Raw genomic sequence first — 24,782 nt, 5'->3', positions numbered from 1 at the left:
AGCGCTCCTGGTGGAATTTCCCCAAGACTCAGGCTCGCTCAGACCTTACATCCAAGCGCTTCTTGTGCCGAAAACGATGCACAACAATCCTACTGACTGGTTTGTCCGTCATCACGCTCCTTTGCCTCCCCCAAGATGGGCGTAGCGTTTTGCAGGCAGGTCTTGGGGGCACTGGCTCTGCAGATTTTTACCCTCCTCAAAAGCACCAGGCTTCCAGAAATTACCGCAGCCCGACGCCTGTTGCTCAGCTCGAGCCAACGATGGCGTCCCCTCTCCAGGGCTTTTGTCATCCGCTTAAGGGGAGTGGCTATCTCTCTCAAGGGATTCGCAGCGGTACTCATAGAGGTCGTACTGAGTTTGCCTATGATCTTGCGATCGCAATTGGTTCTCCGGTCTACGCAATGAATCGGGGGCGCGTGATTGCCCGAGAGGATCGCTACCCTGACGACGGCGGCGGCAGAAGCAAGATCAGCAAGTTTAACTATATTTGGATTGAGCATGCAGATGGTCATCGCTCTGCCTATCTCCATTTGCAGCAGGGCTTTGGCCGCAAAGTTGCTCTTAGGGAGGGGAGCTGGGTCAAGGCCGGCCAGCTAATCGGCTATAGCGGCAACTCAGGCTTTAGTACAGCCCCTCATTTACACATCGAAGTTCAAGAACCAGGGAGTCTTGGTAAATTCACCAAGACCGTTCCTTTCTCAATTGCTGAGAACTGCAGTGGTGGACAAATTTCTAGGAGCGCAGGCTAAGTTTGAAAGCCTTCACATACCTCAGTGTTAGAAGTTCGTGCGGCCCTCTCATCAAGCAATCTTGGAAAATACGGCTCTCCCATCGAACGACTATTGTGGCTGAATCACCCCTATGCGTGTGTCCAAGACGGAGGCATAGAAGGCTGAGCGTTCAATAAACCCAGCGTGGCTATAGAGACAAAACCAGCGTGAGAGTCTACGCATGTCTGTCAATCGCAGTCCTGAGTTTTCAAGGGAGTAGATCTGACTTGCACGGCACAAGTACAGACTGCTTGCTCAACTGCCACAGGATGCAGCAGCAAAGTTCATCTCGTCCTAGAGTGAGGAAAACCGAATCGGATTGTGACGGCTATTTCACCTCAGTTGGCGCTAGCTGAATAGCCGAAAACATCGCATGATCTTAAGTAACTGAGCTTGAAACTAACATTACCGCTATGACAACGCTGGAACAGGGCAAAATCTCGATCCATACCGAGAATATCTTCCCGATTATCAAGAAGTGGCTGTACTCGGATCACGAGATCTTCCTGCGGGAGCTTATCTCTAATGGGGTAGACGCGATCCAGAAGATGAGAATGGTCTCAATGTCGGATGAGTTTTCCGGCAATTTGGAAGAGCCTGAGATCGTCTTAGCGATTGATAAAGACAAGAAGCAAATTTCGATTACCGATAACGGAATCGGCATGACCGCTGATGAAGTTAAGAAGTACATCAACCAAGTGGCCTTCTCCAGTGCTGAGGAGTTCGTCGAGAAATATAAGTCCGCTGGTGATCAGGCGATCATTGGTCACTTCGGCTTAGGCTTTTACTCCTCATTTATGGTGGCGTCTCAGGTCGAGATTGAAACCCTTTCCTACAAGGAAGGCGCTGAAGCTGTTCACTGGTCTTGCGACGGCAGCACTGAGTTTCAGATCGACAGCAGTGAAAAGACAGAGCGCGGCACCACTATTCGACTCACGCTCCAGGAAGAAGAGGCTGAATACCTCGAAGAGGCGCGGGTCAAGCAACTGATCAAGACCTACTGCGACTTTTTGCCTGTCCCTATTAAGCTGGGTGATGAGCAAATCAATCAGCAAAAGGCTCCCTGGAAGGAGTCGCCTAGCAACCTCACAAAAGAGGATTACCTTGAGTTCTACAAATACCTCTACCCTTTTGAAGAAGAGCCGCTGCTTTGGGTTCACCTCAATACTGACTATCCCTTCATCGTCAACGGGATTCTCTACTTCCCGAAGCTAAAGCCAGACATTGATGTCACGAAGGGCCAGATCAAGCTGTTCTGCAATCAGGTTTTCGTTAGCGACAACTGTGAAGAGGTGATTCCTCAGTTTTTGATGCCGCTGCGGGGCGTGATTGACAGCAGCGATATTCCGCTGAATGTGTCGCGGAGCTTCTTGCAGAATGACCGCACCGTTCGTCGGATCTCGGACTACATTGCCAAAAAGGTGGGCGATCGCCTCAAGGAACTCTACCGCGACGATCGCAAGCAGTACATCAGCAGTTGGCAAGATGTCGGCACCTTCGTTAAGTTCGGCGCGATTAACAACGACAAGTTTAAGCAACAGGTTGAAGACATTCTCGTCTACCGAACCACGGCTGAGTTAGCCCCAGCGGCCCCTGCAACGTCTGAGAGTGAAGGCGAAGATGATGCCTGGAAAGAAGAGGCATCTGGTGGTCCTTCCTACACAACGCTCAAAGAATATTTAGAGCGCAATAAAGAGCGTCATGAGAACCGAGTCTATTACTGCAACGATGAGGCGAATCAGGCCACTTACGTTGAACTGCACAAGAGTCAGGGCTTAGAGGTGCTGTTCCTGGATGCCTTTATTGATACTCACTTCACCTCATTCCTGGAAAAGGAATATACGGATGTGAAGTTCCTGCGGGTGGATTCTGAGCTAGACGAAACGCTGATCGATAAGAGTACTGAAGCTGAAATTGTTGATCCGACCACCAATCAAACTCGGACAGATACGATTAAATCGCTGTTTGAGACGTGCTTAGAGAAGCCCAGTCTAACGATTCGAACGGAGGCATTGAAGTCAACCGATCAGCAGAGTGCTCCCCCTGCAATGGTTCTGCTGCCTGAATCAGCTCGCCGAATGCAGGAGATGATGGCGATGATGCAGCAGCAAAATGTTCAGTTCCCGACGGAGCATACGCTGTTGGTGAATACGGCCCACCCACTAATTCAGAATTTGGCTTCGCTCAGCCAGGGCAGCATTGTTCAGGCCGATGGTCAGTCTCAATCGGGTGAGTTGGCAAATGATATTTGTCAGCATGTTTATGACTTGGCGCTGATGGCTCAGCGGGGCTTTGATGCTGAGGGCATGAAGTCATTTACAGAGCGATCGAATAAGGTGCTGACGCGCTTGACGGAGCTAGCGGCTCACTAAGATCGTCTGCTGTATATTTGGGAAATAATTGAATACCGAGTTGATAAGCCTTCTGGACAATACAACTCGGTATTTTTCTGTTTCGCTAGAGTTGCTCGCATGAAGGTCGAATGATCACTTCGAGAACTTCATAAAGATCAATGCAGTTATTCATCCAGCGGAAGAAAGTGGTGTCTGGGCAAAGGTACCTGCCCTCCCTGGCTGCATCACGGAGGGAGACACGATGGAAGAAGTTCAAGCTAACTTGAAGGATGGCTCTCTGAAAAAGATCTGCGGTGAGGATGTATCAGCATAGATATCTAAACGAAAAGCTGAACAACGCCCGTAATATTTTTGTCACCGTGCCCCTTTGCGATCGCATCCCCATAAACCTCACGCACCGCCGTCACCACTGGACTGGCACCCTCTACAGCCTGAGCCATCTCCAGAACATATTGAAAATCCTTCTCTACTAGCTCAATTGGGAACATCGGTGCATGTTGATTGGCAACCATTAAGCATCCTGCTCCCCTGGCCGCTGGGCTAGTAATTGGTAGCTCACCTATGCACTCCATTGCCTTTGCCGTTGTCAGGCCATGCTTACTGAGTATTCCGATGACTTCCGCGAAGGCTGCGACTTGAATCCCGAAGAGTGCATTCACGGCCAGCTTCATCGCCATACCCTGACCGATCTCACCGACATGATGAATCGCGCTACTGGTAGATTCTAGAATATCTCGAACCTTTGCTAGCGTAGCTGTCTCACCCCCGACTAGAGAGATGAGCTTCCCAGCTTCTGCCTGAGGTCGAGAGCCAACGACAGGTGCATCAAGGAATGTGGCTCCGCGATGCGCTACTTCTGTGGCTAATTCTTTGGTCCAGTTAACGGTGAGGGTGCTAGATGCGATCGCAACCCCATCCTTCTTCAATCCCATTACTGCGCCTGTGTCGGGACTGAGCCAAACAGCACGAGATGCTTCGTCATCTCTCACCATACTGATGACAACATCAGACTGCCCCGCTGCTTCCCGAGGTGTTGAGGCAGAAACGGCCCCTAGGTTCAGTAAGGGCTGCACCTTCTCTGCGGTGCGGTTGTAGACGACAACCTGATGTCCAGCCTTAAGTAAATTTTGGGCAATGCGAGAACCCATTGCTCCTAACCCCAAAACAGCAATCGTTTTCATATTTGATCTCCAATTACAAAATTCAAGGTCTGCGATGTTCTGGCCATGTGCCGGATAACTCTTGGCTAATTGATGGCTTCAAATTCATCCGTCCGTAATTTTGCTGTTCCGTCTGCTTTCAAAACCCACAGCTCTTTATGAATTACACCGCTGGCTTTATTCATTTGCCAACGCGAGGTCAAGATGGCGCTGCTTTGATCAACAACCGTTATCTGAGGATTTAGGTACTCGACATTTGTAAAGCCATCATCAATTAGCTTTTGCCAAAAGGCTTGAATCTCAGCCGTTCCTGTAAAAGTTCCGAAGGGTTTCGCCTGCATCACCGCATTATTCTCATACTGGGCTGCACACCCTGCGGCATCGCCAGCATTAAATGCCCCTTTCCATTGTTCGCTGGCTTGCTTCGCAGCTTTGAGAATCGTGGCTTCTTGTTCTTGCATGTGCGTATCTCCTTGTACTCAGTTGTCGCTCAATGACATGAGCATACTTGCTGCGATATAGGGAATAAATAGATTCTGATGAACAACACTCATGCGTTAACTGCACGAATAGAGCTTCTATAATTCAGCCATGGACTTATCCGTGCTGCAGCTATTTATAGAGGTGATGCGACAGGGCAGTTTTGCTGCGGTTGCTCGTGATCGCAATATTGACCCGTCTTCGGTTTCACGTGCGATCGCAACTCTAGAAAAAGAGCTAGGCATTCGACTGTTTCAGCGGACAACTCGCAAGCTTTCCCCGACCGAAGCTGGAACAATGTATTTTGTACAAATTGAGCCTCTTGTTGAGGAAATCCAGCGGGCAAAAGATATTGCTACGGACGTGTCGGGCCAGCTTCGAGGCACACTCAGAGTGACGGCTTCAGTGCCATTTGGTCTCAAGTGTATTGTGCCGCTGCTGCCTGATTTTGCCGCCCTGTATCCTGATCTCACTATCGATCTGATGCTCACTGATGCGATTGTAGATTTGATCGCTGAACGCATAGATCTCGCAGTGCGCTTGGGAATTTTGGAGGACTCGACTTTAATCGCCCAGCACCTGATGCAAACTCACTATCGGGTTTGCGCTAGTCCTGACTATTTGAGACAGTCTACCCCTCTCAAGCTGCCCAAAGACGTAAAGGAGCACAACTGTCTGCGGTTCCCATTGGCAGGATTTCAAACTCGATGGATTTTCAAAGATCAGGCCCGTAATCTCAGCGAAATTCCAGTGAATGGTACCCTCACGATTTCCAATATGACTGCGCTTCAGCAATGTGCTCTCTCTGGGATGGGACTTGCCCTGCTTCCAAATTGGCTTATTGACGAAGACTTCCGATCAGGAACGCTGATCGATGTATTTCCAGACTATGAGGTGACTGCAACAGACTTTAGGACTGCTGCTTGGCTGGTCTATCCTTCTCGTACTTATGTGCCGCTGAAGGTAAAGGTGTTTATTGAGTTTCTGCAGCAGTCTATTACTACCTGATTCATTTCTATTTCTTTACGGATGTTTTGCAAGCTGGGTTCATGACACTATGGTTGAGTCACGGTTTTAGGCATATAAATATCAGAGGAGTATTGATAATGGCCCAACATCTTATGCGTAAAGGATTTATTGGGTTTGCGATCGCAACTTCCCTCCTGATGATGGCCTGTACTTCTGAGCAGGTATCCAGCGTGCCAGCTCCTGAGACCAGCCCGACCGAACAGCCTGCTGCAGATGCCCCTGCCGCTGAAGAGGAAAAAACAGGAACGTTTGTGTCGGCAGAAGCCCCTACCGCAGGGACAGTCAAGCTAGTGACGCAAGAGGGCCAAACAACGATAGAACTAGGTGAAGAATTCAAAACCTCTGAACAGGGGCCAGACTTGGTGGTGGTTCTTCACAAATCAGCCGATGTTGTCGGTGAGACCACACCCCCTACCTATCCTCTCAAAGAGGGCGACTATGTATATGTTGCTGATTTAGAAGCCTTTAGTGGTGCCCAAAGCTACCCTGTTCCTCAAGAAATCGATGCTTCAGAATATCAATCTGTAACGATCTGGTGCCGAAAATTCAATGCCACATTCGGGTCTGCTGCGCTGCAGTAACGCTCGGGAAGACTTCGCTAGCGTGCTAATAATGACCTCACTAGATAGCATCTGTTTTAAGGGAGAAAGCTGTTAAGATGCCGGGGTTTTGTAAAATCACCTCCATCAGCTTTTTGAGGACAGTCTGAACGTCAGCTATCTTTCGTTACGACATTACGGTGCCGGCCTCAGCCATTGATGAGAATAGTCATCTCAATAATGTTGAGTATGTGCAATGGCTGTGCCCAGGCCACGGCTGAAGTGAGTGCGACCTGGGTGGCAAGATCCCATCGAATTGAATATCTGCGGCCCGCTTATGAAGGTGAGCAGCTTACGATCTTGACTTGGTGTGCAGAGATAAGAAAGGTCCGAGCCCAGCGGAAATATCGATTCTTTCGCCTTGCCGACCAAGCCATTTTGGCAACAGGAGAAACAGATTGGGTCTTTGCCGATGCTCAAACGGGCCGACCTCGTGCCATGCCGACTGCCGTCGTGACTGCTTTCGAGATTATGGCTGATGTTACAGCCGCAGAAACGCTACTTTTGGCCTAGATGCCTTGGAGCAGCGCCGCAAAAGTCAGTCTTGTGAGAAAACGGCTTCTCCTAGCAGACGGTTCCCGTCGGCAAGGACTCCTTGATCGGAATGAAATACATACGCAAGATATTGAAGCAGTTCAAAATATAAAACGGCAGCTTGCCAATCAGTTTTTTCTTACTTCTTAGCTTTTTGTTGTTTGTTACGCAAGCATCTAAAAGCATCACAAACTGAGGGTGCTCTAAATCAAGATAAATAGGGAAAACTTTGGAAGCCTCTTTATTCGTTTTTTTGAGAACGCTTAGATCAAATTCCTTTACGTCCATTCCTATCATATTGTAGAAGTCGCTGCTCTTTTGTCCGCTAAAGTATGTTGTCAAGACAAATAAGAGCAAGAATAGGCGAATCTGCAAGCGACTGATCGTTCCATTGAGCCAATCGGCCTGAGATTTTATAACTAAGCCCATGAAGTCTCCATGCCGACTTTCATCCTGACACCAGTTGTCAAAATAGTTAAACAGAGGATGAATAATGAATTCAGGACTATCTTCAAGGTGCTGGAAAATAAGAATATACTTCCAATAGCCAATTTTTTCTGACAAGTAAGTCGCATAGAATAAAAACTTTGGTTTTATCAATGTATACTTTCTAAATTTCGTGAGGTGAGGAAGATCCAGAGACAAGCCAGAGTCTGCCATTGCTCGGTTAATGAAACCTGCATGACGAGCCTCGTCCCGGCTCAAGTATTTGAAGCCTTCAGCAAGAAGAGGATTGTTCTTGCGAAGACGAAGTGATGCTTCCTTATAGAGTAGAAAACCAGAAAACTCTGAGGTGCAGGATCTCTCTAGAAATGCCAGGAAAAGCTTTCTCTCTTCTTCACTCAGCTTCTCAAAGCTATGATCAAATCGATCATCCCTGACGAAATGCTTGCGGTTATAATCTGCAATAAATTCCTGAATAACTGCTTTGATGGCTGGCTCCTGAACGCTGGTATCTAGTAATTCTAATTCCTGAAAATCAGTGGTCCAGAATCTAGGAGTCAAGAGCGTATCTCTAATGTCTGGCTTCATTTTACTGCGGATTTCTGGAGCAGTACTTATCATCGTTTTACCCTTTAAGACAATGAGAAAATCGGAACAAAAGGTTGAGAGTTGGTCTGTAGAACTAAGCCGTTTGCCTAGATTTACTAGGTATTGCTTTTTTGTAAGGTGTTTTATAATTGATTCGTAAAGGCTGACATGTCTCAACCTAGCAAAGCCTGCATGTCTGTGTCTCATTGCAAAAGTCAAGATAATTAGTGACTTTAGTCATCATTTATTCCCTGCACTATATTGCAGGATGAAAACAGCTCTGCTGACCTTATCTCGTGCGACACGATGAGTTTAGTCTCCACACCATCCATTCTGTCCCGCCGGACGATGCGCCATATTGACTGGCTATTAATCGTAATGAGTCTAGTGCTGGGGAGTCTTGAGGGGCGCTACACACTATCAGCACAGATCACGCTGCAGCTTCTGACCTTCTATGGCGTGTTTTTCCTGTTGAGCTTTATCACCCCGTTGAATCGCCAGCGTGGGCCAAGACTAGCTTATGTAGGTTTCAACGTGCTGGTATTCACAATGGCTGCGAGCGCTAGCCTATCGTTTCCATTGCAGATGTACTGGTTTCTCGCCAAGAGCTGTTTCTCGCTGGGGCGTCGAGATGCAATCATGACAACCGTTCTCACTGGCGCGAGTTTCCTGCTTGCTTACCGCTGGAACTTGCCTAATGCGCTAGCACTGCTTGCAGAGAGAGGCATTGAACGGTGGCTAGATCCAAACTATATTTTCTTCAATCAATTAAGTTTCTATATGGGTGCAAGCAGCTTCACTCTAGTATTTGTGCACATTGTCATTGCTGAACAAAAAAGTCGTTACGAGGCGGAAGCCTTGACACAGCAGGTCAAAACACTGGCAGCAACTCTGGAACGTACGCGCATTGCTCGCGACATTCATGATTCGCTAGGACATTCCCTCACGACCTTGGATGTGCAACTGGAGCTTGCCCAGCAGCTCTATCAGAGAGATTCAGTTAAAACCGAAGAGTCGTTAAACAAAGCGAAACGTTTGACCAGCCAGTGTTTAGACGAGGTGCGCCGCTCCGTCCAAACGATGCGTGCGGAAAAGTTTGATCTCAATGACGCCATTGCGGCTCTTACAGACTCCATACACGAGAAACAATCCTTGACCCTTCATCAAGATCTCTGCTTGCCACCCCTACCGTCTCAAGTGGGTCATCAGCTCTACTGCATTATCCAAGAAGGACTGACCAATATACAGAAACATGCAGGAGCCACCGCTGTTACGCTTAAAGGTAATCAGGATACCAACGGTATTACTGTCGTGCTGCACGATAACGGTCAAGGCTTCAATCCTAGTACCCCTCATGAAGGTTTTGGGATTAGGGGAATGCGAGAGCGGACTCAGCTTCTGGAGGGAGACTTTACGGTCCAGAGCACTGTCGGAGAAGGGACGTTCCTGAAAGTTGTCATTCCTTATCCGACTGAGCCTGCATGATTCGACTTCTTTTAGCTGATGATCAGGGCCAGTTCCGGCAAGCCCTAGCCTCATTGCTAGATCTAGAGCAAGACTTGGAGATCGTGGGTCAGGCTCAGGATGGACGAGAGGCAATCTCACTGACAGCGAAACTCCACCCAGACATCATTCTCATGGATATCCGTATGCCTATTTGTGATGGGGTTGAAGCCACCCAAGAGATTCACCGCCGCTTCCCTTGGATTCGGATTTTAGTTTTGACCACTTTTGATGAAGATGAATATATCTGGAAATCTTTGCAGGCTGGGGCACTTGGCTATCTGCTAAAGAGTACACCAGCTAGCCAGTTAGCCGCAGCGGTACGGATGTTACACAATGGGCACTTTCAGTTGGGACCGACTATTGCCCCAAAGGTGATTGCCCAACTGCGCCCGCCACTTCTTAAAAACAATCCGGAACGTCTGAAACGGCTGAGCGATCGAGAGTTGGAGATCTTAAATCTGATTGGTCAGGGCAAGAGCAATCGAGAAATCTCTGAGAATCTGCATTTGACAGAAGGGACAATCAAAAATTACGTGAGCCAGTTGCTGAATCATCTAGGGGTGCGAGATCGCACACAGGCAGCCTTATGGGCACAACAACATTTGGATCGACCCAACTGAACTCATTATTGTTTCTCCGTTAACGATGAAGGGGAGCTTCTATTGGCATTTCAAGAATCGGGCGGAGCTTGTCAGCGTGATCTACTGTCTCATGCCACATTTGCTCAACGCTCTTCACAGTTACTTTTCTATTTTCATCTAGAGTGATGAAACTGTCCTAAGCTAGTGCTCAATGTCTGAAAATTTAGAGATTAAGGTTAGTACGACTGCGAAACTGATGGCTGCAGCTCGTGCCGTCGAGTCACAATGGTCTGACGCTTTGTTCGCAGATCCTTTGGCGGAGAAACTAGCGGGTACAGAAGCGATGCGGTCTGCCCGGCCACGGCTAGAAGAGGCAGAAAAATAGGCTCATTAACAGTATCGAGGCTCCTGTCATCCCTGGTCTCAGTTTTCGTCAGTTCTGCAACAAATATGATTTTCTAAACATTGTTTCGGTGATGACTGTTAGCTGTGATGCCGATAACGTCGAGTACTCCGCGACCGCTGAAGATGTTGCTAATGCTTGTCTCTCTCTGGCTAACTGTGATCTTGAGCAAGACGTGATTTTTGCTGAGGTCAATGGCGAATTCATCGGCTATGGGCGATGTTTCTGGTATTTAGAGGCCAATGATGGCCCTTATCTTTATGATTTTTTAGTTGCTGTAGTGCCAGAGTGGCGACGGCAGGGCATCGGGCAAGTCCTACTGCGGTGGCTAGAAAGTCGCCTGCGTACGATTGCAGCAGAACATCCTGGTGAACATTCCAAGTTCCTTCAGAGCTGCACCGCACACGGACACGTAGGAACCGAGACAATGCTGGAAGAGGAGGGCTATAAACCCGTTCGATATTCCAATGAAATGCATCGTGAGACGCTAGATGACATTCCAAACTTTCCCATGCCCGCAGGATTAGAAGTCCGGCCTGTGTTGCCCGAACATTACCGGGCGATCTGGGGAACCGCCGAGGAAGCCTCTCAGGACCATTGGGGATATACGCCCAGCACTGAAGAACAGTACCAGGCGTGGTTGATCCATAAGACAGTTTTCCAGCCCCACCTCTGGCAGATTGCTTGGGATGTTGAAACAGATCAAATTGCGGGTCAGGTCAGAACCTTCATCAACCACGCTCAGAATGAAAAATACGATTGCAAACGTGGTTTCACTGAGTTTATTTGTGTCCGCCGTCCTTGGCGCAGGCGGGGTCTGGCAAGGGCTTTGATTTCTCTCAGCCTAAAGGTACAAAAGGAACAAGGAATGACCGAATCTGTTTTAGGCGTCGACAGCGAGAATATAAGCGGTGCGAATCGTTTGTACGAAGACTGTGGCTTTCGGGTGGTCAAGCGTCACTCAGTTTATCGGAAACTACTGTAGTCATCCCAAATGTGTATGAGGGGCACTCATCATGAAACTCATTCACCTGCTGCTTAAAAACTCATGGAGAGCAGTGACGCTCTCAACCCTAACCGGCATTCTTGGTGGAGGAAGCACCGCCGGACTTGTTGCGGCTATCAACTTCACATTACAAAGACTCGATCAAATTCCTGGCTGGCTGCCCTGGGTGTTTTTAGGGCTGTGTCTCATGCTCTTGGTGAGCGGAGCATATTCTCAAATCTATATCGCCAAGCTCTCTCAGGATATTATTTACCAGCTTCGCCTTGAGCTGGCCCAAAGCGTTCTTGATTGTCCACTGCAGCATCTTGAACAACTGGGTGCCCCTAAGTTACTGGCCACCCTCACCGACGATATCGGTCAGATCGCCAATGCTTCTGCTTTCACCGCTCAACTTTCCCTCAACTTAGCTTGGCTGCTGGGTAGCCTTTTCTACCTGTGCTGGCTCTCGCCGAGCCTCTTTATGATGTTCTTGATTTTCATGGTTGTCAGCATTACGATTTATCAAAAGCTGCTCGACTTGGCTCAGGCATCCCTTAAATCGGCCTTCCAAGTTCGAGATCATCTGTTCGAAAACTTTGAAACTCTAACCACCGGGACCAAAGAACTCAAGCTGCATCAGCAACGGCGCCGGGACTTCTTCCAGTCGGATCTCGAACCCACAGCTAGCAAACTGGGACACCACTGGATCCAAGCCCTGACAATCTATTCCTGGACCGGGAGCTTGGGGCTGGTCCTGTTTTTGATTCCCATCGGTTTCTTAATGTACGTTTTGCCCTACTGGATCACCCTTGATCAGAGGACGCTGGCAGGCTATGCCTTGACTATTTTGTTCATGCTCTCTCCGATCCGAGCGATACTCAATATTTTGCCTGAGATCGCCAAAGCCAATGTAGCTCTAGCGAAGGTGGACTCCCTTGGTCTTGCCCTAGCGACACCCAGCACTGAAAACCAACTCACAAAAGCAACCCCTAAACCAGGCTGGACCTCTCTCAAATTCGTTGATCTAGAGCATACTTACCCCAGCGATCGTGAAGATCATCGTTTCACTCTCGGGCCTCTGAATCTAAAATTCACCCCCGGTGAAATTGTGTTTATTGTGGGAGGTAACGGCAGTGGGAAATCCACTTTGGTGAAACTCATCACGGGGCTTTATCAGCCAGAAGCAGGCCACATCGAATGGGATGGAGAGCCGGTTGATGATCGCAACCGCGAGCAATACCGACAGCAGTTTTCAGCCATCTTTGCTGATTTCTATCTTTTTGATCGCCTGCTGGGTATCGAAACAGAGGCGCTCAAGGACCAGGCCCAGAGTTATCTGACTCAGCTAGAGCTAGACCACAAGGTCACTATTGAGGGCAATACTTTATCTACCCTCAATCTATCTCAAGGACAGCGCAAGCGTCTGGCCTTGTTGACGGCTTATCTTGAAGATCGCCCCATATACGTCTTTGATGAATGGGCTTCTGATCAAGATCCGGTGTTTAAGAAGGTCTTTTATACACAGTTGGTGCCTGCCCTAAAACAGCGCGGCAAGACAGTCCTAGTGGTGAGTCATGATGATCGGTACTTTGAGAGTTGCGATCGCACCATAAAACTAGACTACGGCCAAGTGGTCAGCGTTCAAGAATCATAGGAAATCACTGATTTCCGCTCGTCCTCCTGTCCATTTTCCCTATTTCGCACAGGCTATCTGCCCTTGAGACGATGAAGATATCCTCGCCTCGGGTCGCTTGATCCATATGCTCAGCTTTAGCAGGTTGATTGCGGTGCCTTGCTCTTTCGTCTGAGCAAAGGCTAAACAAGCTTTTATGATACTCCGGTGAACAGAATATCAAAATTTAATGGCTATACTGGATGTCCCTTCGTTGAGTAACGCGTAGCGGTCAAGTCCAGAGAAAAAATTATGGTCTCAATCTTGAACGCATGGGGAATGGGTTGCTCACTCACTGAGAAAAATCACACCTTACTGCCATGAAACAAGACTATACCCACATTGTTCTGATTGCCGATCGCTCAGGATCGATGTCTGCCTCTCAAGGTGAAGCTCAAGCCGCCATCAACACATTTATCAAAGATCAGGCTGCCCAGCCAGGAAACTGCACGCTATCGCTGGCCCAGTTCGACAACGAATATGACTTGATTCACGACTTTGCCATCATCAATGATGTGCCTAAATATCAGCTAGAACCTCGTGGCATGACGGCCCTCTATGACGCGGTTGGTTTGACCATCGCTAGCGTTGGCTTGAAGCTGGCTCAGATGCAGGAGTCAGATCGACCTGCACTTGTTACCGTTGTCATCTGTACCGACGGAGCCGAAAACGCGAGTAAAGAATACAGCCAGCAACAGATCGCCGCCATGATTAAAGAGCAGCGCGAGCTTTATAGCTGGAAATTTGTTTTCCTTGGTGTCGATATTGAAGCGGAACAGGTGGCTGAATCGATTCAAATTCCGGTTGCCAGCGCTGTCAAAGTGAGCCGTCGTAAAGGAGCCGCAGCCTACCAGGTCACCAGCCGCAAGATTGCTGCAGCCCGCTCTGCTCTGGCCACAGGAAAACCCGCTGCCGACATCGCCTACAGCGCCGATGAAAAAGAGGAGCTAGGGTAAACTTCCGAACGACTCAGGCAGCATCACTGGAACCATCAGGTCAATACTGCGAGACGATTCAACTTGTCCAGCCTACAAACATTTCTTCTATCTGCGCGGATCCCTGAGTGGTTAAAGTCGCCTGTCGCCCCTCGCCTTGGTACTGGAGCTTGACGTGGATGTAGCTCTCAGGCCAATCAGACAGACGTTCGGGCCACTCGATTGCCACAATACCTAACGGGAAATCAATGCCCTCCCAATAAGTATCTAAATAGAGATTAGAGACCTCTGCTGGTGGTAGACGATAGAGATCGAGGTGATAGAGCGGCAGCCGTCCGGTGTGATATTCATTAATCAAGGTAAAGGTTGGACTAACAATCATATCTGTAATGCCCAGTCCCTGCCCGATACTTTGAACCAAGCTTGTTTTGCCGCTGCCTAAGTCTCCGTCCAGTAATAAAATACTGCCCGTCGGTAGCGACTGTCCCAGCTTCAGTCCTAGAGCCTGGGTCGCAGCAGAATCTGGCAGCGATAGGGTCAGCATGACTTAGCTCGGTACGGTTAGCGATTGACCATTGTGCTGAGCAGAGAGGCGCAGAATGAAGGGCACAGCGGCACGGCCCCATTGTTCCGTCGTAGGGTAAGCTGCCGCATGATTACCAAAGCAGGTTTGCAACATCTCGGTGTTGATAATGCCAGGGTTGAGCGCGACTGTAGCCAGTCCTTTTGGCAGTTCCTGAGCCAGCGCCTGAGTTAACCCCTCAATGGCCCACTTTGTTGCACAGTAGGGAGTCACATCAGGAGAAGTGGACCGCCCCCAGCCAGAGCTGAAGTTGACGATCACGCCTTGCCCTCGATCAATCATGGCTGGGACGAAACTGCGAATGGTATTGGCTACGCCCCGCAGATTAACGTCCGTTACCTGAGTGAACTCCGAGTCTGAGATTTCCCATAGGGGAGCGGGCGAATTGACGAGACCTGCATTATTGAGGAGTAAATCAGGGGCTTCACTCTGGCCAAGTAGCTCGTTTGCCCAAGTGACGACCTGATCTGCTTGGGCGACATCAACCACTGTAAACTGATGCGGTGCAGGATACTGCTGCGATAGATGAGCGATGGCTTCTGCCGATCGTCCGCAGCCGAGAAGGGTGTGACCGGCATCAATCAGGCCATCGGTTAATGCTTGGCCTAGCCCTTTGGTGACTCCTGTGAGCACGATCCGCTTAGCCATGCTGCAGCCGCTGCAAAGATCGCTGAGCGGCCAGAGCCACTTGGGGGTGTTCGTCTTTACTGAGATAGCTGAGGGCTGACTGACTTTTAGGGGTCGGTAGATTCCCAAGGGCTTCAGCTAAACGTTGGCGAGAGAGCCAGTCCTCAGCTTGAACAAAATGGAGCAGATCATCTACAGCGCTCAGATCTTGTATTTCACCCAGAGCTGCGATGGCTGCTTGTTGAATCACAGATTCATCTCGACGAAGGGCGTGGATCAAGACTTCGTGGGCGCGTGGGTCTTGAAGTTGACCAAGGGCAACAGCTGCGCTGAAGCGCACAACCCAGGATGTATCTTCAAAGAAAGCTCTCACTAAGGCTTGGAAGGCTTTTGTATTTTTCAAATCACCCAGAGCCGCGGCTGCGTCAGCGCGAATCTCATAATCAGGGTCTTCTCCCAGCAGGCGGATTAAGATTTCATCGGCGTCAGCTGAGGGCTTGCTTCCCAATGCCCGCACTGCCATCGATCTCACCCGTAGACTTTCGTCTGATAGTGCTCCTTTGATTAAGGGGGCTGCCTCTACAGCTGAAACCTGCCGTAGGGCAACGAGAGCCAATATGCGATCGCAAGTATCAGAGCTATCCAATTGAGCTGCGATTTGACTGAGCCGAGAGTTCACCATAATCCTGAGCTAGACAGATAACCTGACGTCAGACTGCATCTAAGCGAAGCCTGCGCACAACCAAGGTGCTGAACGTCCTCTTAATAATAGCGACATCAGCCATCACATCTCATCCACACTTATGTGAGCCACGCGCACAAAGCCCTCTGCCTTAACCTTATCTTGGTTGAATCGTGCTTTTGACAGATGGTATTACTCTTAGGGCTTACGAATCCGCTGATCACTTAGAGCAAGTCCATCTCCTGCACTTTTATAGTGTGCGAGCCACTTGTCAAAGACTTGACTTCGCTATATATATAAATGATCAGAGTCAATCCTTGAGAATTATTCGCAACTTCCTGAGCAGGCGGTTGGCGAATAGAATTCATCAAATTTGGCTGACGGTGTGAATGACCCGATCGTTGTGTGTGAGGAAATACTTGATATGTTGAATTTTCTAAAGAAGTCGCTGCTTTTGAAGCCAGCCCTTCTCGGCCTTATGATTCTGTCACCCTCGGCTGCAGTTGCCGCAGCAACCCAGAGCGAAACTATTCATCAAGATGCCGTTGAGAATCTGACCGCTGGTCTTACTGAACAAGACTTGTCTGTTGAGAATTTGTTCCCAATGACAGTGGCAGATGCATCCATCACCGAGCCAAGTGCAACCGAGCCAGTTGCGATTGAACCCAACCTCAACGTGACCAGCGTGGATGAACTTTCCGCGAATGCCGACAGTCTGGGGCAGGTTACATCTGTCTCACAGCTTTCTGACGTGCAGCCCACTGACTGGGCTTTTCAGGCGCTGCAGTCCCTCGTTGAACGCTACGGCTGTATTGCGGGTTACCCCAACGGTACCTTCCGGGGCAATCGTTCTGCGACTCGTTATGAAATGGCCGCAGCCCTCAATGCTTGCCTAGATCAAATTAGCGATCGCTTTGCTTCCAAAGCTGATCTAGACGCCGTCAAAGCCCTACAGGATGAGTTTGCTGCTGAACTCGCCACTCTGCGTGGTCGCGTTGATGGTCTAGAAGCTCGCGTTGATACAGTTGAGGCTCAGCAATTCTCTACGACCACCAAGCTCAACGGTGAAGTTGTCTTTGGTTCTGCCTTCGTATTTGATGAAGACGAAGCCCTCGACAGCGTGCTTGGCGTTGGTACAGACGACGGCAATACGGGTGAAGATCGACTCTTCTTGGGCTACCGTGCTCGCCTTAATTTCGACACTAGCTTTTCTGGTTCAGACCGTCTTCGAATTCGTCTAGAGGCTGCTGATATTCCCGAGCTAGACGAAGATGGTTCTGCTGGAACCAGCTTGGCTCGCTTCGGCTTTGACGAGAATGATCCAGAAGGTAATCTGGTCATTCTTGACGAACTCAACTATCGGTTTAAGCCTTTAGAAGGGCTTACCCTGAAAATTGCACTGCAGGGTGGAGACTACAAAGATGACGTTGAGACCTTTAACCCTTACCTAAAGAGCAGCGGTAGTGGTGCCCTTTCACGATTCTTCCGCTTCAACCCCGTCACTCACCGCGCTCCTGGCGACACGACTGTCAGTGCCGTTTACGAACTCAATGACGCAATCGAGCTATCTTTCGCGGCGGCGGCTGACGATGCGGAGCTAGCCACTGCAGATGGTGATAACAACGGTGGTCTGTTTGGTGGTGGTCAGTTTGGTGTATTTGGCCAAATTGGCGTTACCTTGTCTGAGAAACTACGCTTTGGTGCACAGTACGCACGCAGCGAATTCAGAGGCGGTGCCGATATCACCAATGATACGGGCGATGCGCCTACCACGGGTGGTGGCTTAGGCCCAGGGGGAGATACATCTGATCCCTTTGACGGTCTGGACACAACTACGGATAACTTTGGTTTCAACGTTGATGCTGAAATTGCCAAGTTCCTCCATTTTTCTGGCTGGGCAGGTGTGACACTCGCTCGCAGTCCAGAGTTAGAGGATTCGCAGGTCACGCTCCTCAACTGGGCTGCCAACTTTATCTTCCCAGACCTCTTTGCCGAAGGGAATCGCGGCTCAATTTCAGTCGGTCAGCAGCCGTTCATCATTGATACAGGTAATCTTAACGGTACTGGCATCACTGATGGCGCTCAGGATAACATCACTGCAGAAGCTCAATATCAGTTCAAGGTTAATGACAATATCAAGATCTCTCCTGGAGTGATCGTTATTTTCCAGGCCAACAATACAGACTCTAATGACCCCATTTTTGTACCCGTCATTAGAACAACGTTTAAGTTCTAGTTTCGGTTCCTGAAGCAAAAATTTAGCGCCGGGGTTAAACTCAACCCCGGCGCTTTTTGTATTCATTTTTGTAAGGGACACGTTCACTCAACGATGTTGTCATTCCCTTGGGTATAGCAGTACTCGGCTGAGTTTAGAACAGCCCTTCTTTAGCAGGCATAGCTCTCAACCACTTTAATGTCTTAATCAATACGCGTGCCGCTATATCACTCGGTATTAAGATTGTGAGAACTGCTGATAGGCTATGAAGCGATTAAGGGGAAGCGAGATTCACGCAATCGTCATAGCAGTACCCGACTGAGTTGGGACAGCCCTTCCTTGGCACAGATAGATTTCAGCCATTTTTATGTCCTAATCAATACGTGCATCGCTATACCTGGCGGTTCTAATCGGGTTGATTAAGTCTGTAATGAAATAATGAGCTGATTGTCTGCGACACCGCTGTGACTAAAAGCCTCAAAGTACTGCTGCACAGGTTCCGGTAGCTCTGGATAAGACAAGACCGGATCACCATCGGCAACGGTAGCCCAAAAATCGCTGAGCTGCGGAGCAAGTGTTGTAGCTTTCTCTACGGGCAGATTTAGCGGTGGCTGAGTTAAAAAATGCGTCATAAATCGAGTGCTACGTTGACCCATCATCTGCCGCGAGGTGGTTTGTAAGTCAGGCCAGTCAGGAAGCGATCGCAACCGATGAGACTCAATCTCAACCTGTGTTTGCTCTGCTTGCTGCTGCACCTGAATCACCCGATAGGGATGAGGGTAGCTGACCAATGAGCCGGTGGTGACGTCGTAGAGTCCATTCTGGTGGGCAATGTTCTGAACATGCAGATGCCCTGTGAACACAAGCTGAACATTATGCGCCTGTAGTAGGTTTATTAGCTTGGGTGCATTGTCGAGCATGTAGCGCTTGCCCACTGGGTTCTGGGTCTGATCGGGCAAATGTTCTAGAACGTTGTGATGCACCATCACTAGAACTAGCTCATCCACCGTCTCTTCTAAGACCGTCTGCAGCCACGCAAGCTGTTGGTCATCTAAGATTCCAAGCTGATAGCCTGCTAAATCAAACTGGTTAGAGTTGAGGGCAATCAGCCGTACTCCGGGCAGCAGCGCACAGGTGTAGTAGAGCTGCTCTGGATTTTGGTAGCCAAACTTTGGGTAGTAGCCCGGAAACTCCTGCAGTCCAATGCAGGTATCTGTGGGAATCGGTGAGATCACGTCATGGTTGCCCGGGATGACGTAGCTAGGGAAAGGAAGCTGAGCCAAGCGCTGACTCAGCCAAGTATGGTTGTCCGGCTCACCGTCTTGGGTTAAATCCCCCGGAATCAGCAAAAAATCGAGATCGAGCTGACTTAGGTGCGTCAGTGCTGACTCTAGGGCCGAGACGCTCAATTCAACTAAATGAAAGCGATGGGGACTGTCTTCAATGGTTTGGGGTAAACCGATATGCAGGTCGCTGATCACACCAAAGCGAAAGTTTAAAGACATAGCTAAGCTCTCTCCGGTCGCTGTTGTCAGAACGTTGAATACTCTTGCCTCAGGGGGTTGTCTCCGTTGACTGTGGCGGTGTGGCGTCTGACAAAATGCTACGTGCGATCGCATCTAGCTTGAGATTGGGCGGGTAGCTGCCTTCGTCCTTGATGCGCTGGATATCAGCATCCGCAATCATCAGATTCATTTTCTTCGCCAGTGCTCGCACCACGTCCCCCCGGTCAATGACGCCAGCCACCGCCCCCGCTGGAGATAGAACCGTGACGCGCTGTAGCACTTCAGCATCTAATTGGTCAATGACCTCCACCATAGAAGTCGTCTCCTTGACCGAGGGAATCTCCTGTAGGGGCTGTACGAGGTCTTGCACCTGAAGATCATCCCAGAGGCTACGCTCGGTGATATTGAGCTGATCGGCATCAATGAGCCCCCGGTAGCGGCCATCTGAGGCTGCAAAGTAAGTAGAGGCGCGATTGAGAGATAGCACGTAGTCGTCGGCAAACTCTCGTAGTGTTTTGGTGACTTTGACGACGCGGAAATCCCGGGTCATGGCATCTTGGGCCTTGAGTTCTAGCAGCGCCTCCTGCAGGTCAGCAAAGCGATTGTATGAATAGGCATTCCGCAGCCCAAACCAGCCTAGTAGCGCGATCCAGATGCCGCCGAAGCTGCCAAATAACAAGATGGTGATCAGGCCCAGAGTCACTGCAACCCAACCTAGCGTTTGTCCAGCTTTAGCTGCCCAGCGCACGCCTTTGAAGCGGTTGCCCGTGGCTTTCCAGACCGCTGCCTTGAGAATCTGGCCGCCGTCGAGGGGTAAGCCCGGAATTAGATTAAAGAGCGCTAGCACGAGATTGATGCGGGCAAGGCTGCCTGTTAGAACCCCAATGGGGTGATCCGCTGCAAAAAGCCGCGCCGTTAGGCTCAGCAAGACAAAGAGCAGCAGGCTGACGAGGGGACCTGCGATCGCAACTTGAAAGGCCTTCTCCGGTGTCTTTGCCTCTTCGTCGATGGACGCCAATCCACCGAAAATAAACAGCGTGATTGAGTTGACCTTTGTGCCCTGGGACTGAGCGATTAAACTATGGCCGAGTTCATGACAGAGCACCGAGCCAAACAAAAGCAGCGCCATCGCAAATCCTGCTGCCCAAGCAAGACCTGTCCCCCACATGGGGTATTCGGTCTGCCACTCTAGCCCATCGACAAAGGTGATCAGCGCCACGATTACGAGCCAGGATGAATCAATAAAAAGCGGGATGTCAAAGACCGTCCCGACCTGCCAATTGGGTCTTGTGCCCTGCTGCATAACGCTGTTCCAAACCAGTACCACTTTCATGGTAGCCGTCAAATCCACTGCGGATCATTCTGTTACTTCTTCTAAAGATTAGACGGCTGTTGCCTGAGACACTGCACAGCCCATCTCAAAATTTAGGCACTCAGTTTTCTCAGGCAATGCGACTGAAACTCTCAGCGAGTTTGCTATTTGCGCATATAAACAGATCATTTGGGTCTCAGACAACCCTTCTAGATTGAAGTCATAGAGGTTAGAGGACTCAATCATGAATAACAAAAACCATCTGATTAACGCCACTCTTATTGGACTAGGTGCTGTAATCCTGGGGTTAACAACTGTTGTTGGTACTGCTGAAGCTAAGACGCTCGAGCAGACAGCAGTGGGTCAACCTGAGACAGAATTAGTGGCTCTCAAGTTCAAGAAGTTTAAGAAGGGCCATCATCACGCCCCTAAGAAATTCAAGAAGACCAAAAAGATTCATCACGGGCACGGTCGGTTTCATGGCAAGCAGAAGTTCATCGGCCACAAGAAATTCTTCGGTCATCAGTAATTCCACCACGGTCACCATTTTCGCTAATCCTGCGCCTTTCCCTGTAGACCCACAATGCTGTTCGCAGACGCAAGCATCGCTTTCAGTCAATCTCACCGCTCATAATCAAGCGATTGGCGGCGGAACTTCTTCCTTCAGGAGCTAACGCAATGTCTTTGCTCAGAAAATCTCTAACGACTGTAGCCGCGCTGTATCTTCTCTACGTACTGAAATGGGCGATCGGAATTGATCTCTTTTCCAATTTTCACGCCCCTAGATTCGTCAAGCTACCGGCTGAAATCGCGGTCGTCGGTATTCAGAAGCTGGGCATTGAAGTTGCTCTACCGGGACAGCCTCTGCTCGATCAGCCCTATGAAGATATGGCGACTCTAAGTGAAAAGCCGGTCTCGTAAACTGGTATTGAGAAGCCTACGGAGGGTCTCTGTCCCGCTGGTGTATCAATCTTATCCATTGAGGGCTTGTCGTTGGGCTGCCACAAGCGTTTGGATCCCAGATTCAGCGTAGTCGAGCATGTGATTGAGTTGCGATCGCGTAAATTCGCCCTCTTCTGCTGTGCCCTGCACCTCTAGCAGTGTTTGATGCTCTGTCATCACCACATTGAGATCAACATCTGCCGCCACATCTTCCTTGTAATTGAGATCCAGCAGTGGCTCTCCAGCCTTTAAGCCGACTGAAACAGCCGCAACATAGTGGCGAATGGGAGAGGTTTCTAACTCTCCCTTGGTAATCAAATCTTGAATCGCATCGGCAAGGGCAACGAAACCGCCCGTAATGGCTGTCGTTCGGGTGCCTGCATCCGCCTGCAGCACATCTGCATCCACAATCAAGGTACGCTCCCCGAGGGCCTGGAGGTCCAGTGCTGCCCGTAGGCTACGGCCAATTAATCGCTGAATTTCTTGCGTGCGTCCCGATAGCTTCAGGATCTCCCGAGCCTTCCGCTGAGGTGTCGACCCTGGCAGCATCCGATACTCTGCCGTGAGCCATCCCTGCCCTGTTCCTTCGAGAAATCTGGGTACCCCTGACTGTACTGAAACAGTACACAGGACCTTTGTCTCTCCCCACTGCGCGAGCACAGAACCCGGCACAGAACCCGTGAATCTCCGCTGAAACTGAATGGGCCGAAGTTGGTCAGGCTGACGACCATCGGGGCGCTGCTGTGGCATAAATGCGATTTCCTAAACTAAAACTGCAGAACGACAGAGATTGAGAAGGCTAGTGTGAGACCCCTTAAACGGTCTAATGACGTTTCCTTATAGTGCAAGCCAAACCCAAAGACTACCTCTTAGAGGGACAGGACGCTATGAACTTAAAGATTCAACGTAAACTATTGACGAATACATACATATGGTGTTGACTATGTGAGAACGTTGCAGCTAAGCGCTATATCTGTGCATTGCCTCCTTCAATTCAGCCACCCTGCCACTATGGGTTGTGTCCTCACTATTGAGGATCTTCTAATTGAGTCGTAGATGTTTCTGATCAGGCAGATTACCGCAAAAATACAACATTTCTCGAAGCACTACTGGAATCATTTATGGTTGCTCAGATTGAAGCCACAACACTAGATCTTGACCGCCGCGTTTTTCATGCCGTCGAGGGACTTGTGCAAATCGTGACGGCTCCCCACCGCAACTTTTTCACCAACGTTATGGCTCAAGCGCTCAGGGCTGCGGGTCAAGGAACCTCAGTGTTGGTGGTGCAGTTCCTTAAGGGTGGCATCAATATGGGGCATCAGCATCCCATTCATCTGTGTCAGCATCTGGATTGGTTTCGGTGTAATTTGCCCCGCTGTATCGGTGATGCCCAGCTTGATGATTCAGAGCAAGAGGCTCTGTCTGACCTTTGGAATCACACACAGTCGGCGGTGCTAGAGGGCAACTACTCACTGGTGGTACTGGATGAATTGAGCTTAGCCATTCATTTGGGGCTGATTCCTGAAGCCGACGTTCTCAATCTTCTCCAGCAGCGGCCCCGCCATATTGATATGATCCTCACGGGACCCAACATGCCACCCGCCATAGTGAATGAGGCCGATCAGGTGACTGAACTACGCCGAAGTCCCCGTCTATAAAATCAGTCGAGCGAGAGCTTGACCGGGCAAGCGAAAAGGTAGCGCCGTGATCAAGAATGATGTGTGGATTCAAGAGATGGCTCAGCAGGGGATGATTACCCCCTTTGAGTCAGAGCTGGTCCGTCAAATTGAGGCTCAGGAGTCCCAGCCACTGCATCGTGTGATCAGCTATGGCCTGTCTTCCTATGGGTACGATCTACGGCTTAGCCCCAACGAGTTTCGGGTCTTTCGCCACATCCCTGGCACCATTGTTGATCCCAAAAACTTTAATCCCGATAACCTAGAGCCGGTGGCGCTGCATACCGATCCTCAGGGCAGTTATTTTATTTTGCCTGCCCACTCCTACGGCTTGGGGGTAGCGATGGAGCGACTGGCTATCCCAGAAAACGTCAGCGTGATTTGCATTGGTAAAAGCACCTATGCCCGCTGTGGCATTATCGCAAACCTAACGCCTGCTGAAGCAGGTTGGCAGGGACACCTGACGCTGGAGTTCTCTAATTCATCCAGTGCAGACTGCCGTATTTACGCCCGAGAAGGAATTGTGCAGCTTTTGTTCTTTGAAGGCGAACGCTGCTCTGTTAGCTACCAGGCGCGGCAGGGAAAATATCAAAATCAAGATGAAGTGGTGACGCTTGCCAGACTCTAGATCGCTGCGCAGAATCAGATCAATTCATCATTATTCAACAGGTCTCTTATCTGGCTCTGCTCTGTTCCAAGAGTGTTTCGTGAGGCAACATGTCATATCAAAAGAGGATTAGGGAGCTGCAAGCTGAGTTCCCATTCGACCGATGGCGCAGCTATCTCGAAGAAGACGACCTAACGCAATATACGCAAGAGAATTGCTCTAGAGCCTTCACAATTTTGAAAAATCAACTATCCTCCCTGATTGCTCTGGGTGAGGATGCGTCAGAGTCGGAAAAGCTTGCTACCTTTCAAATTGCTGTAGAGGCGCTAAATGATCTGAATAGTGAAGTTGGTAGCTTCATCGAGACTGGAGAACGTGAAGATCTCTGCGAGTTGTTCAACAAAATTGCAACAGCCGCAGGTCTAGAAGTATCGAAGTACGGAAATGGGGAAGGTCCAGCCAGTGAATGGCGTGATTGGTGAATGCTAGTCAAAATCATGAAGCAGAGTGGGCATTTTCTTAAATGCTGATCAAGAAAGAGTTCAACTATTTCTTAGTCAAGCCATTACAAGCTCTTAACCTTGGCGCTGTAG

28 protein-coding genes are annotated in these 24,782 nt (G+C 49.6%); 19 read left to right on the top strand and 9 right to left on the bottom strand.

What is annotated here, in order from left to right; translation table 11 throughout:
* Positions 1-101 precede the first annotated feature (101 nt).
* The 3 genes from C1752_RS29175 to C1752_RS30165 all read left to right on the top strand — a co-directional run bounded on the left by C1752_RS29175 (position 102) and on the right by C1752_RS30165 (position 3,437).
* Positions 102-749 carry a M23 family metallopeptidase gene (locus tag C1752_RS29175; RefSeq protein WP_315865232.1) on the top strand — a complete coding sequence of 216 codons (648 nt, stop codon included), beginning with the start codon at positions 102-104 and terminating at the stop codon, positions 747-749.
* 434 nt (positions 750-1,183) lie between these two features.
* The gene (gene htpG, locus C1752_RS01940) at positions 1,184-3,142 is read left to right on the top strand and encodes a molecular chaperone HtpG (protein WP_110984354.1); all 1,959 of its coding nucleotides are present in this window, start codon (positions 1,184-1,186) and stop codon (positions 3,140-3,142) included.
* Between the two features lie 130 nt (positions 3,143-3,272).
* A complete protein-coding gene (locus C1752_RS30165) occupies positions 3,273-3,437 on the top strand; it encodes a type II toxin-antitoxin system HicB family antitoxin (RefSeq protein WP_146242262.1) in 165 nt (54 codons plus the stop codon).
* A 4-nt stretch (positions 3,438-3,441) separates the two neighbouring features.
* Here C1752_RS30165 and C1752_RS01935 read toward each other — a convergent pair whose 3' ends face one another.
* Complete coding sequence (locus C1752_RS01935; RefSeq protein ID WP_110984353.1) at positions 3,442-4,305, bottom strand: NAD(P)-dependent oxidoreductase; 864 nt, start codon at positions 4,303-4,305, stop codon at positions 3,442-3,444.
* A 65-nt stretch (positions 4,306-4,370) separates the two neighbouring features.
* Positions 4,371-4,745 carry a YybH family protein gene (locus C1752_RS01930; protein WP_110984352.1) on the bottom strand — a complete coding sequence of 125 codons (375 nt, stop codon included), beginning with the start codon at positions 4,743-4,745 and terminating at the stop codon, positions 4,371-4,373.
* A gap of 130 nt (positions 4,746-4,875) precedes the next feature.
* Here C1752_RS01930 and C1752_RS01925 point away from each other — a divergent pair, with 130 nt between their 5' ends.
* The 4 genes from C1752_RS01925 to C1752_RS01910 all read left to right on the top strand — a co-directional run bounded on the left by C1752_RS01925 (position 4,876) and on the right by C1752_RS01910 (position 6,905).
* A complete protein-coding gene (locus C1752_RS01925; RefSeq protein WP_110984351.1) occupies positions 4,876-5,772 on the top strand; it encodes a LysR family transcriptional regulator in 897 nt (298 codons plus the stop codon).
* A gap of 98 nt (positions 5,773-5,870) precedes the next feature.
* The gene (locus C1752_RS01920) at positions 5,871-6,374 is read left to right on the top strand and encodes a DM13 domain-containing protein (RefSeq protein WP_199464247.1); all 504 of its coding nucleotides are present in this window, start codon (positions 5,871-5,873) and stop codon (positions 6,372-6,374) included.
* Positions 6,375-6,532: 158 nt separating this feature from the next.
* A complete protein-coding gene (locus C1752_RS30440) occupies positions 6,533-6,613 on the top strand; it encodes a hypothetical protein (protein ID WP_353962722.1) in 81 nt (26 codons plus the stop codon).
* Positions 6,582-6,905, top strand: a complete 324-nt coding sequence (locus C1752_RS01910; protein ID WP_353962721.1) for an acyl-CoA thioesterase — start codon at positions 6,582-6,584, stop codon at positions 6,903-6,905. The genes C1752_RS30440 and C1752_RS01910 overlap by 32 nt, the downstream gene beginning before the upstream one ends.
* Positions 6,906-6,956: 51 nt before the next feature.
* Here C1752_RS01910 and acsF read toward each other — a convergent pair whose 3' ends face one another.
* A complete protein-coding gene (acsF, locus tag C1752_RS01905; protein ID WP_110984348.1) occupies positions 6,957-7,991 on the bottom strand; it encodes a magnesium-protoporphyrin IX monomethyl ester (oxidative) cyclase in 1,035 nt (344 codons plus the stop codon).
* A 273-nt stretch (positions 7,992-8,264) separates the two neighbouring features.
* On the opposite strand from acsF, the gene C1752_RS01900 reads away from it, so the two are divergent.
* The 6 genes from C1752_RS01900 (at position 8,265) to C1752_RS01880 (ending at position 14,061) form a co-directional block, all read left to right on the top strand.
* Positions 8,265-9,443 (top strand): sensor histidine kinase, encoded by a 1,179-nt coding sequence (locus tag C1752_RS01900; protein ID WP_110984347.1) that lies wholly within the window; start codon positions 8,265-8,267, stop codon positions 9,441-9,443.
* A complete protein-coding gene (locus C1752_RS01895) occupies positions 9,440-10,084 on the top strand; it encodes a response regulator transcription factor (protein ID WP_110984346.1) in 645 nt (214 codons plus the stop codon). Before C1752_RS01900 ends, C1752_RS01895 begins: the two co-directional genes overlap by 4 nt.
* A gap of 172 nt (positions 10,085-10,256) precedes the next feature.
* A complete protein-coding gene (locus C1752_RS28255; protein ID WP_158534985.1) occupies positions 10,257-10,430 on the top strand; it encodes a hypothetical protein in 174 nt (57 codons plus the stop codon).
* A 91-nt stretch (positions 10,431-10,521) separates the two neighbouring features.
* Positions 10,522-11,433 (top strand): GNAT family N-acetyltransferase, encoded by a 912-nt coding sequence (locus C1752_RS01890; RefSeq protein ID WP_110984345.1) that lies wholly within the window; start codon positions 10,522-10,524, stop codon positions 11,431-11,433.
* 31 nt (positions 11,434-11,464) lie between these two features.
* Entirely contained in the window at positions 11,465-13,087 is a 1,623-nt protein-coding gene (locus tag C1752_RS01885) for a cyclic peptide export ABC transporter (protein WP_110984344.1), read from the top strand.
* Positions 13,088-13,425: 338 nt separating this feature from the next.
* Complete coding sequence (locus C1752_RS01880; protein WP_110984343.1) at positions 13,426-14,061, top strand: vWA domain-containing protein; 636 nt, start codon at positions 13,426-13,428, stop codon at positions 14,059-14,061.
* Positions 14,062-14,119: 58 nt separating this feature from the next.
* Here the strand turns inward: C1752_RS01880 and tsaE are convergent, their stop codons facing one another.
* Genes tsaE through C1752_RS01865 form a run of 3 tightly spaced genes read right to left on the bottom strand, consistent with a single transcriptional unit; the run spans position 14,120 to position 15,932 of the window.
* Positions 14,120-14,584, bottom strand: a complete 465-nt coding sequence (tsaE, locus tag C1752_RS01875; protein ID WP_110984342.1) for a tRNA (adenosine(37)-N6)-threonylcarbamoyltransferase complex ATPase subunit type 1 TsaE — start codon at positions 14,582-14,584, stop codon at positions 14,120-14,122.
* A gap of 3 nt (positions 14,585-14,587) precedes the next feature.
* A complete protein-coding gene (locus tag C1752_RS01870; RefSeq protein ID WP_110984341.1) occupies positions 14,588-15,271 on the bottom strand; it encodes an SDR family oxidoreductase in 684 nt (227 codons plus the stop codon).
* The gene (locus C1752_RS01865; protein WP_110984340.1) at positions 15,264-15,932 is read right to left on the bottom strand and encodes a HEAT repeat domain-containing protein; all 669 of its coding nucleotides are present in this window, start codon (positions 15,930-15,932) and stop codon (positions 15,264-15,266) included. The genes C1752_RS01870 and C1752_RS01865 overlap by 8 nt, the downstream gene beginning before the upstream one ends.
* Before the next feature lie 424 nt (positions 15,933-16,356).
* On the opposite strand from C1752_RS01865, the gene C1752_RS01860 reads away from it, so the two are divergent.
* Positions 16,357-18,168 carry an iron uptake porin gene (locus C1752_RS01860; RefSeq protein ID WP_110984339.1) on the top strand — a complete coding sequence of 604 codons (1,812 nt, stop codon included), beginning with the start codon at positions 16,357-16,359 and terminating at the stop codon, positions 18,166-18,168.
* 398 nt (positions 18,169-18,566) lie between these two features.
* On the opposite strand, the gene C1752_RS01855 is transcribed toward C1752_RS01860, so the two are convergent.
* Both C1752_RS01855 and C1752_RS01850 read right to left on the bottom strand, forming a co-directional pair.
* Positions 18,567-19,652 carry a metallophosphoesterase family protein gene (locus C1752_RS01855; RefSeq protein ID WP_110984338.1) on the bottom strand — a complete coding sequence of 362 codons (1,086 nt, stop codon included), beginning with the start codon at positions 19,650-19,652 and terminating at the stop codon, positions 18,567-18,569.
* Between the two features lie 49 nt (positions 19,653-19,701).
* Positions 19,702-20,985, bottom strand: coding sequence for a site-2 protease family protein (locus C1752_RS01850; RefSeq protein WP_233501255.1), 1,284 nt, complete (start codon positions 20,983-20,985; stop codon positions 19,702-19,704).
* 223 nt (positions 20,986-21,208) lie between these two features.
* Here C1752_RS01850 and C1752_RS01845 point away from each other — a divergent pair, with 223 nt between their 5' ends.
* Both C1752_RS01845 and C1752_RS01840 read left to right on the top strand, forming a co-directional pair.
* Entirely contained in the window at positions 21,209-21,493 is a 285-nt protein-coding gene (locus C1752_RS01845) for a hypothetical protein (RefSeq protein WP_110984336.1), read from the top strand.
* Between the two features lie 149 nt (positions 21,494-21,642).
* Positions 21,643-21,885 (top strand): hypothetical protein, encoded by a 243-nt coding sequence (locus C1752_RS01840; RefSeq protein WP_110984335.1) that lies wholly within the window; start codon positions 21,643-21,645, stop codon positions 21,883-21,885.
* A 51-nt stretch (positions 21,886-21,936) separates the two neighbouring features.
* Here the strand turns inward: C1752_RS01840 and rph are convergent, their stop codons facing one another.
* Positions 21,937-22,656, bottom strand: coding sequence for a ribonuclease PH (gene rph, locus C1752_RS01835; RefSeq protein ID WP_110984334.1), 720 nt, complete (start codon positions 22,654-22,656; stop codon positions 21,937-21,939).
* 371 nt (positions 22,657-23,027) lie between these two features.
* Here rph and C1752_RS01830 point away from each other — a divergent pair, with 371 nt between their 5' ends.
* The 3 genes from C1752_RS01830 (at position 23,028) to C1752_RS01820 (ending at position 24,671) form a co-directional block, all read left to right on the top strand.
* Positions 23,028-23,564, top strand: coding sequence for a P-loop NTPase family protein (locus C1752_RS01830; protein ID WP_110984333.1), 537 nt, complete (start codon positions 23,028-23,030; stop codon positions 23,562-23,564).
* Positions 23,565-23,610: 46 nt separating this feature from the next.
* Positions 23,611-24,210 carry a dCTP deaminase gene (gene dcd / locus C1752_RS01825; protein ID WP_110984332.1) on the top strand — a complete coding sequence of 200 codons (600 nt, stop codon included), beginning with the start codon at positions 23,611-23,613 and terminating at the stop codon, positions 24,208-24,210.
* A gap of 89 nt (positions 24,211-24,299) precedes the next feature.
* A complete protein-coding gene (locus C1752_RS01820) occupies positions 24,300-24,671 on the top strand; it encodes a hypothetical protein (protein ID WP_110984331.1) in 372 nt (123 codons plus the stop codon).
* The last annotated feature ends 111 nt before the right edge of the window (positions 24,672-24,782 follow it).

It is taken from the genome of Acaryochloris thomasi RCC1774, from assembly GCF_003231495.1.
Taxonomy (GTDB): Bacteria; Cyanobacteriota; Cyanobacteriia; order Thermosynechococcales; family Thermosynechococcaceae; genus RCC1774.
The sequence above is the reverse complement of the archived record's forward strand: the minus strand, read 5'-3'. Positions and strand labels throughout refer to the sequence as shown.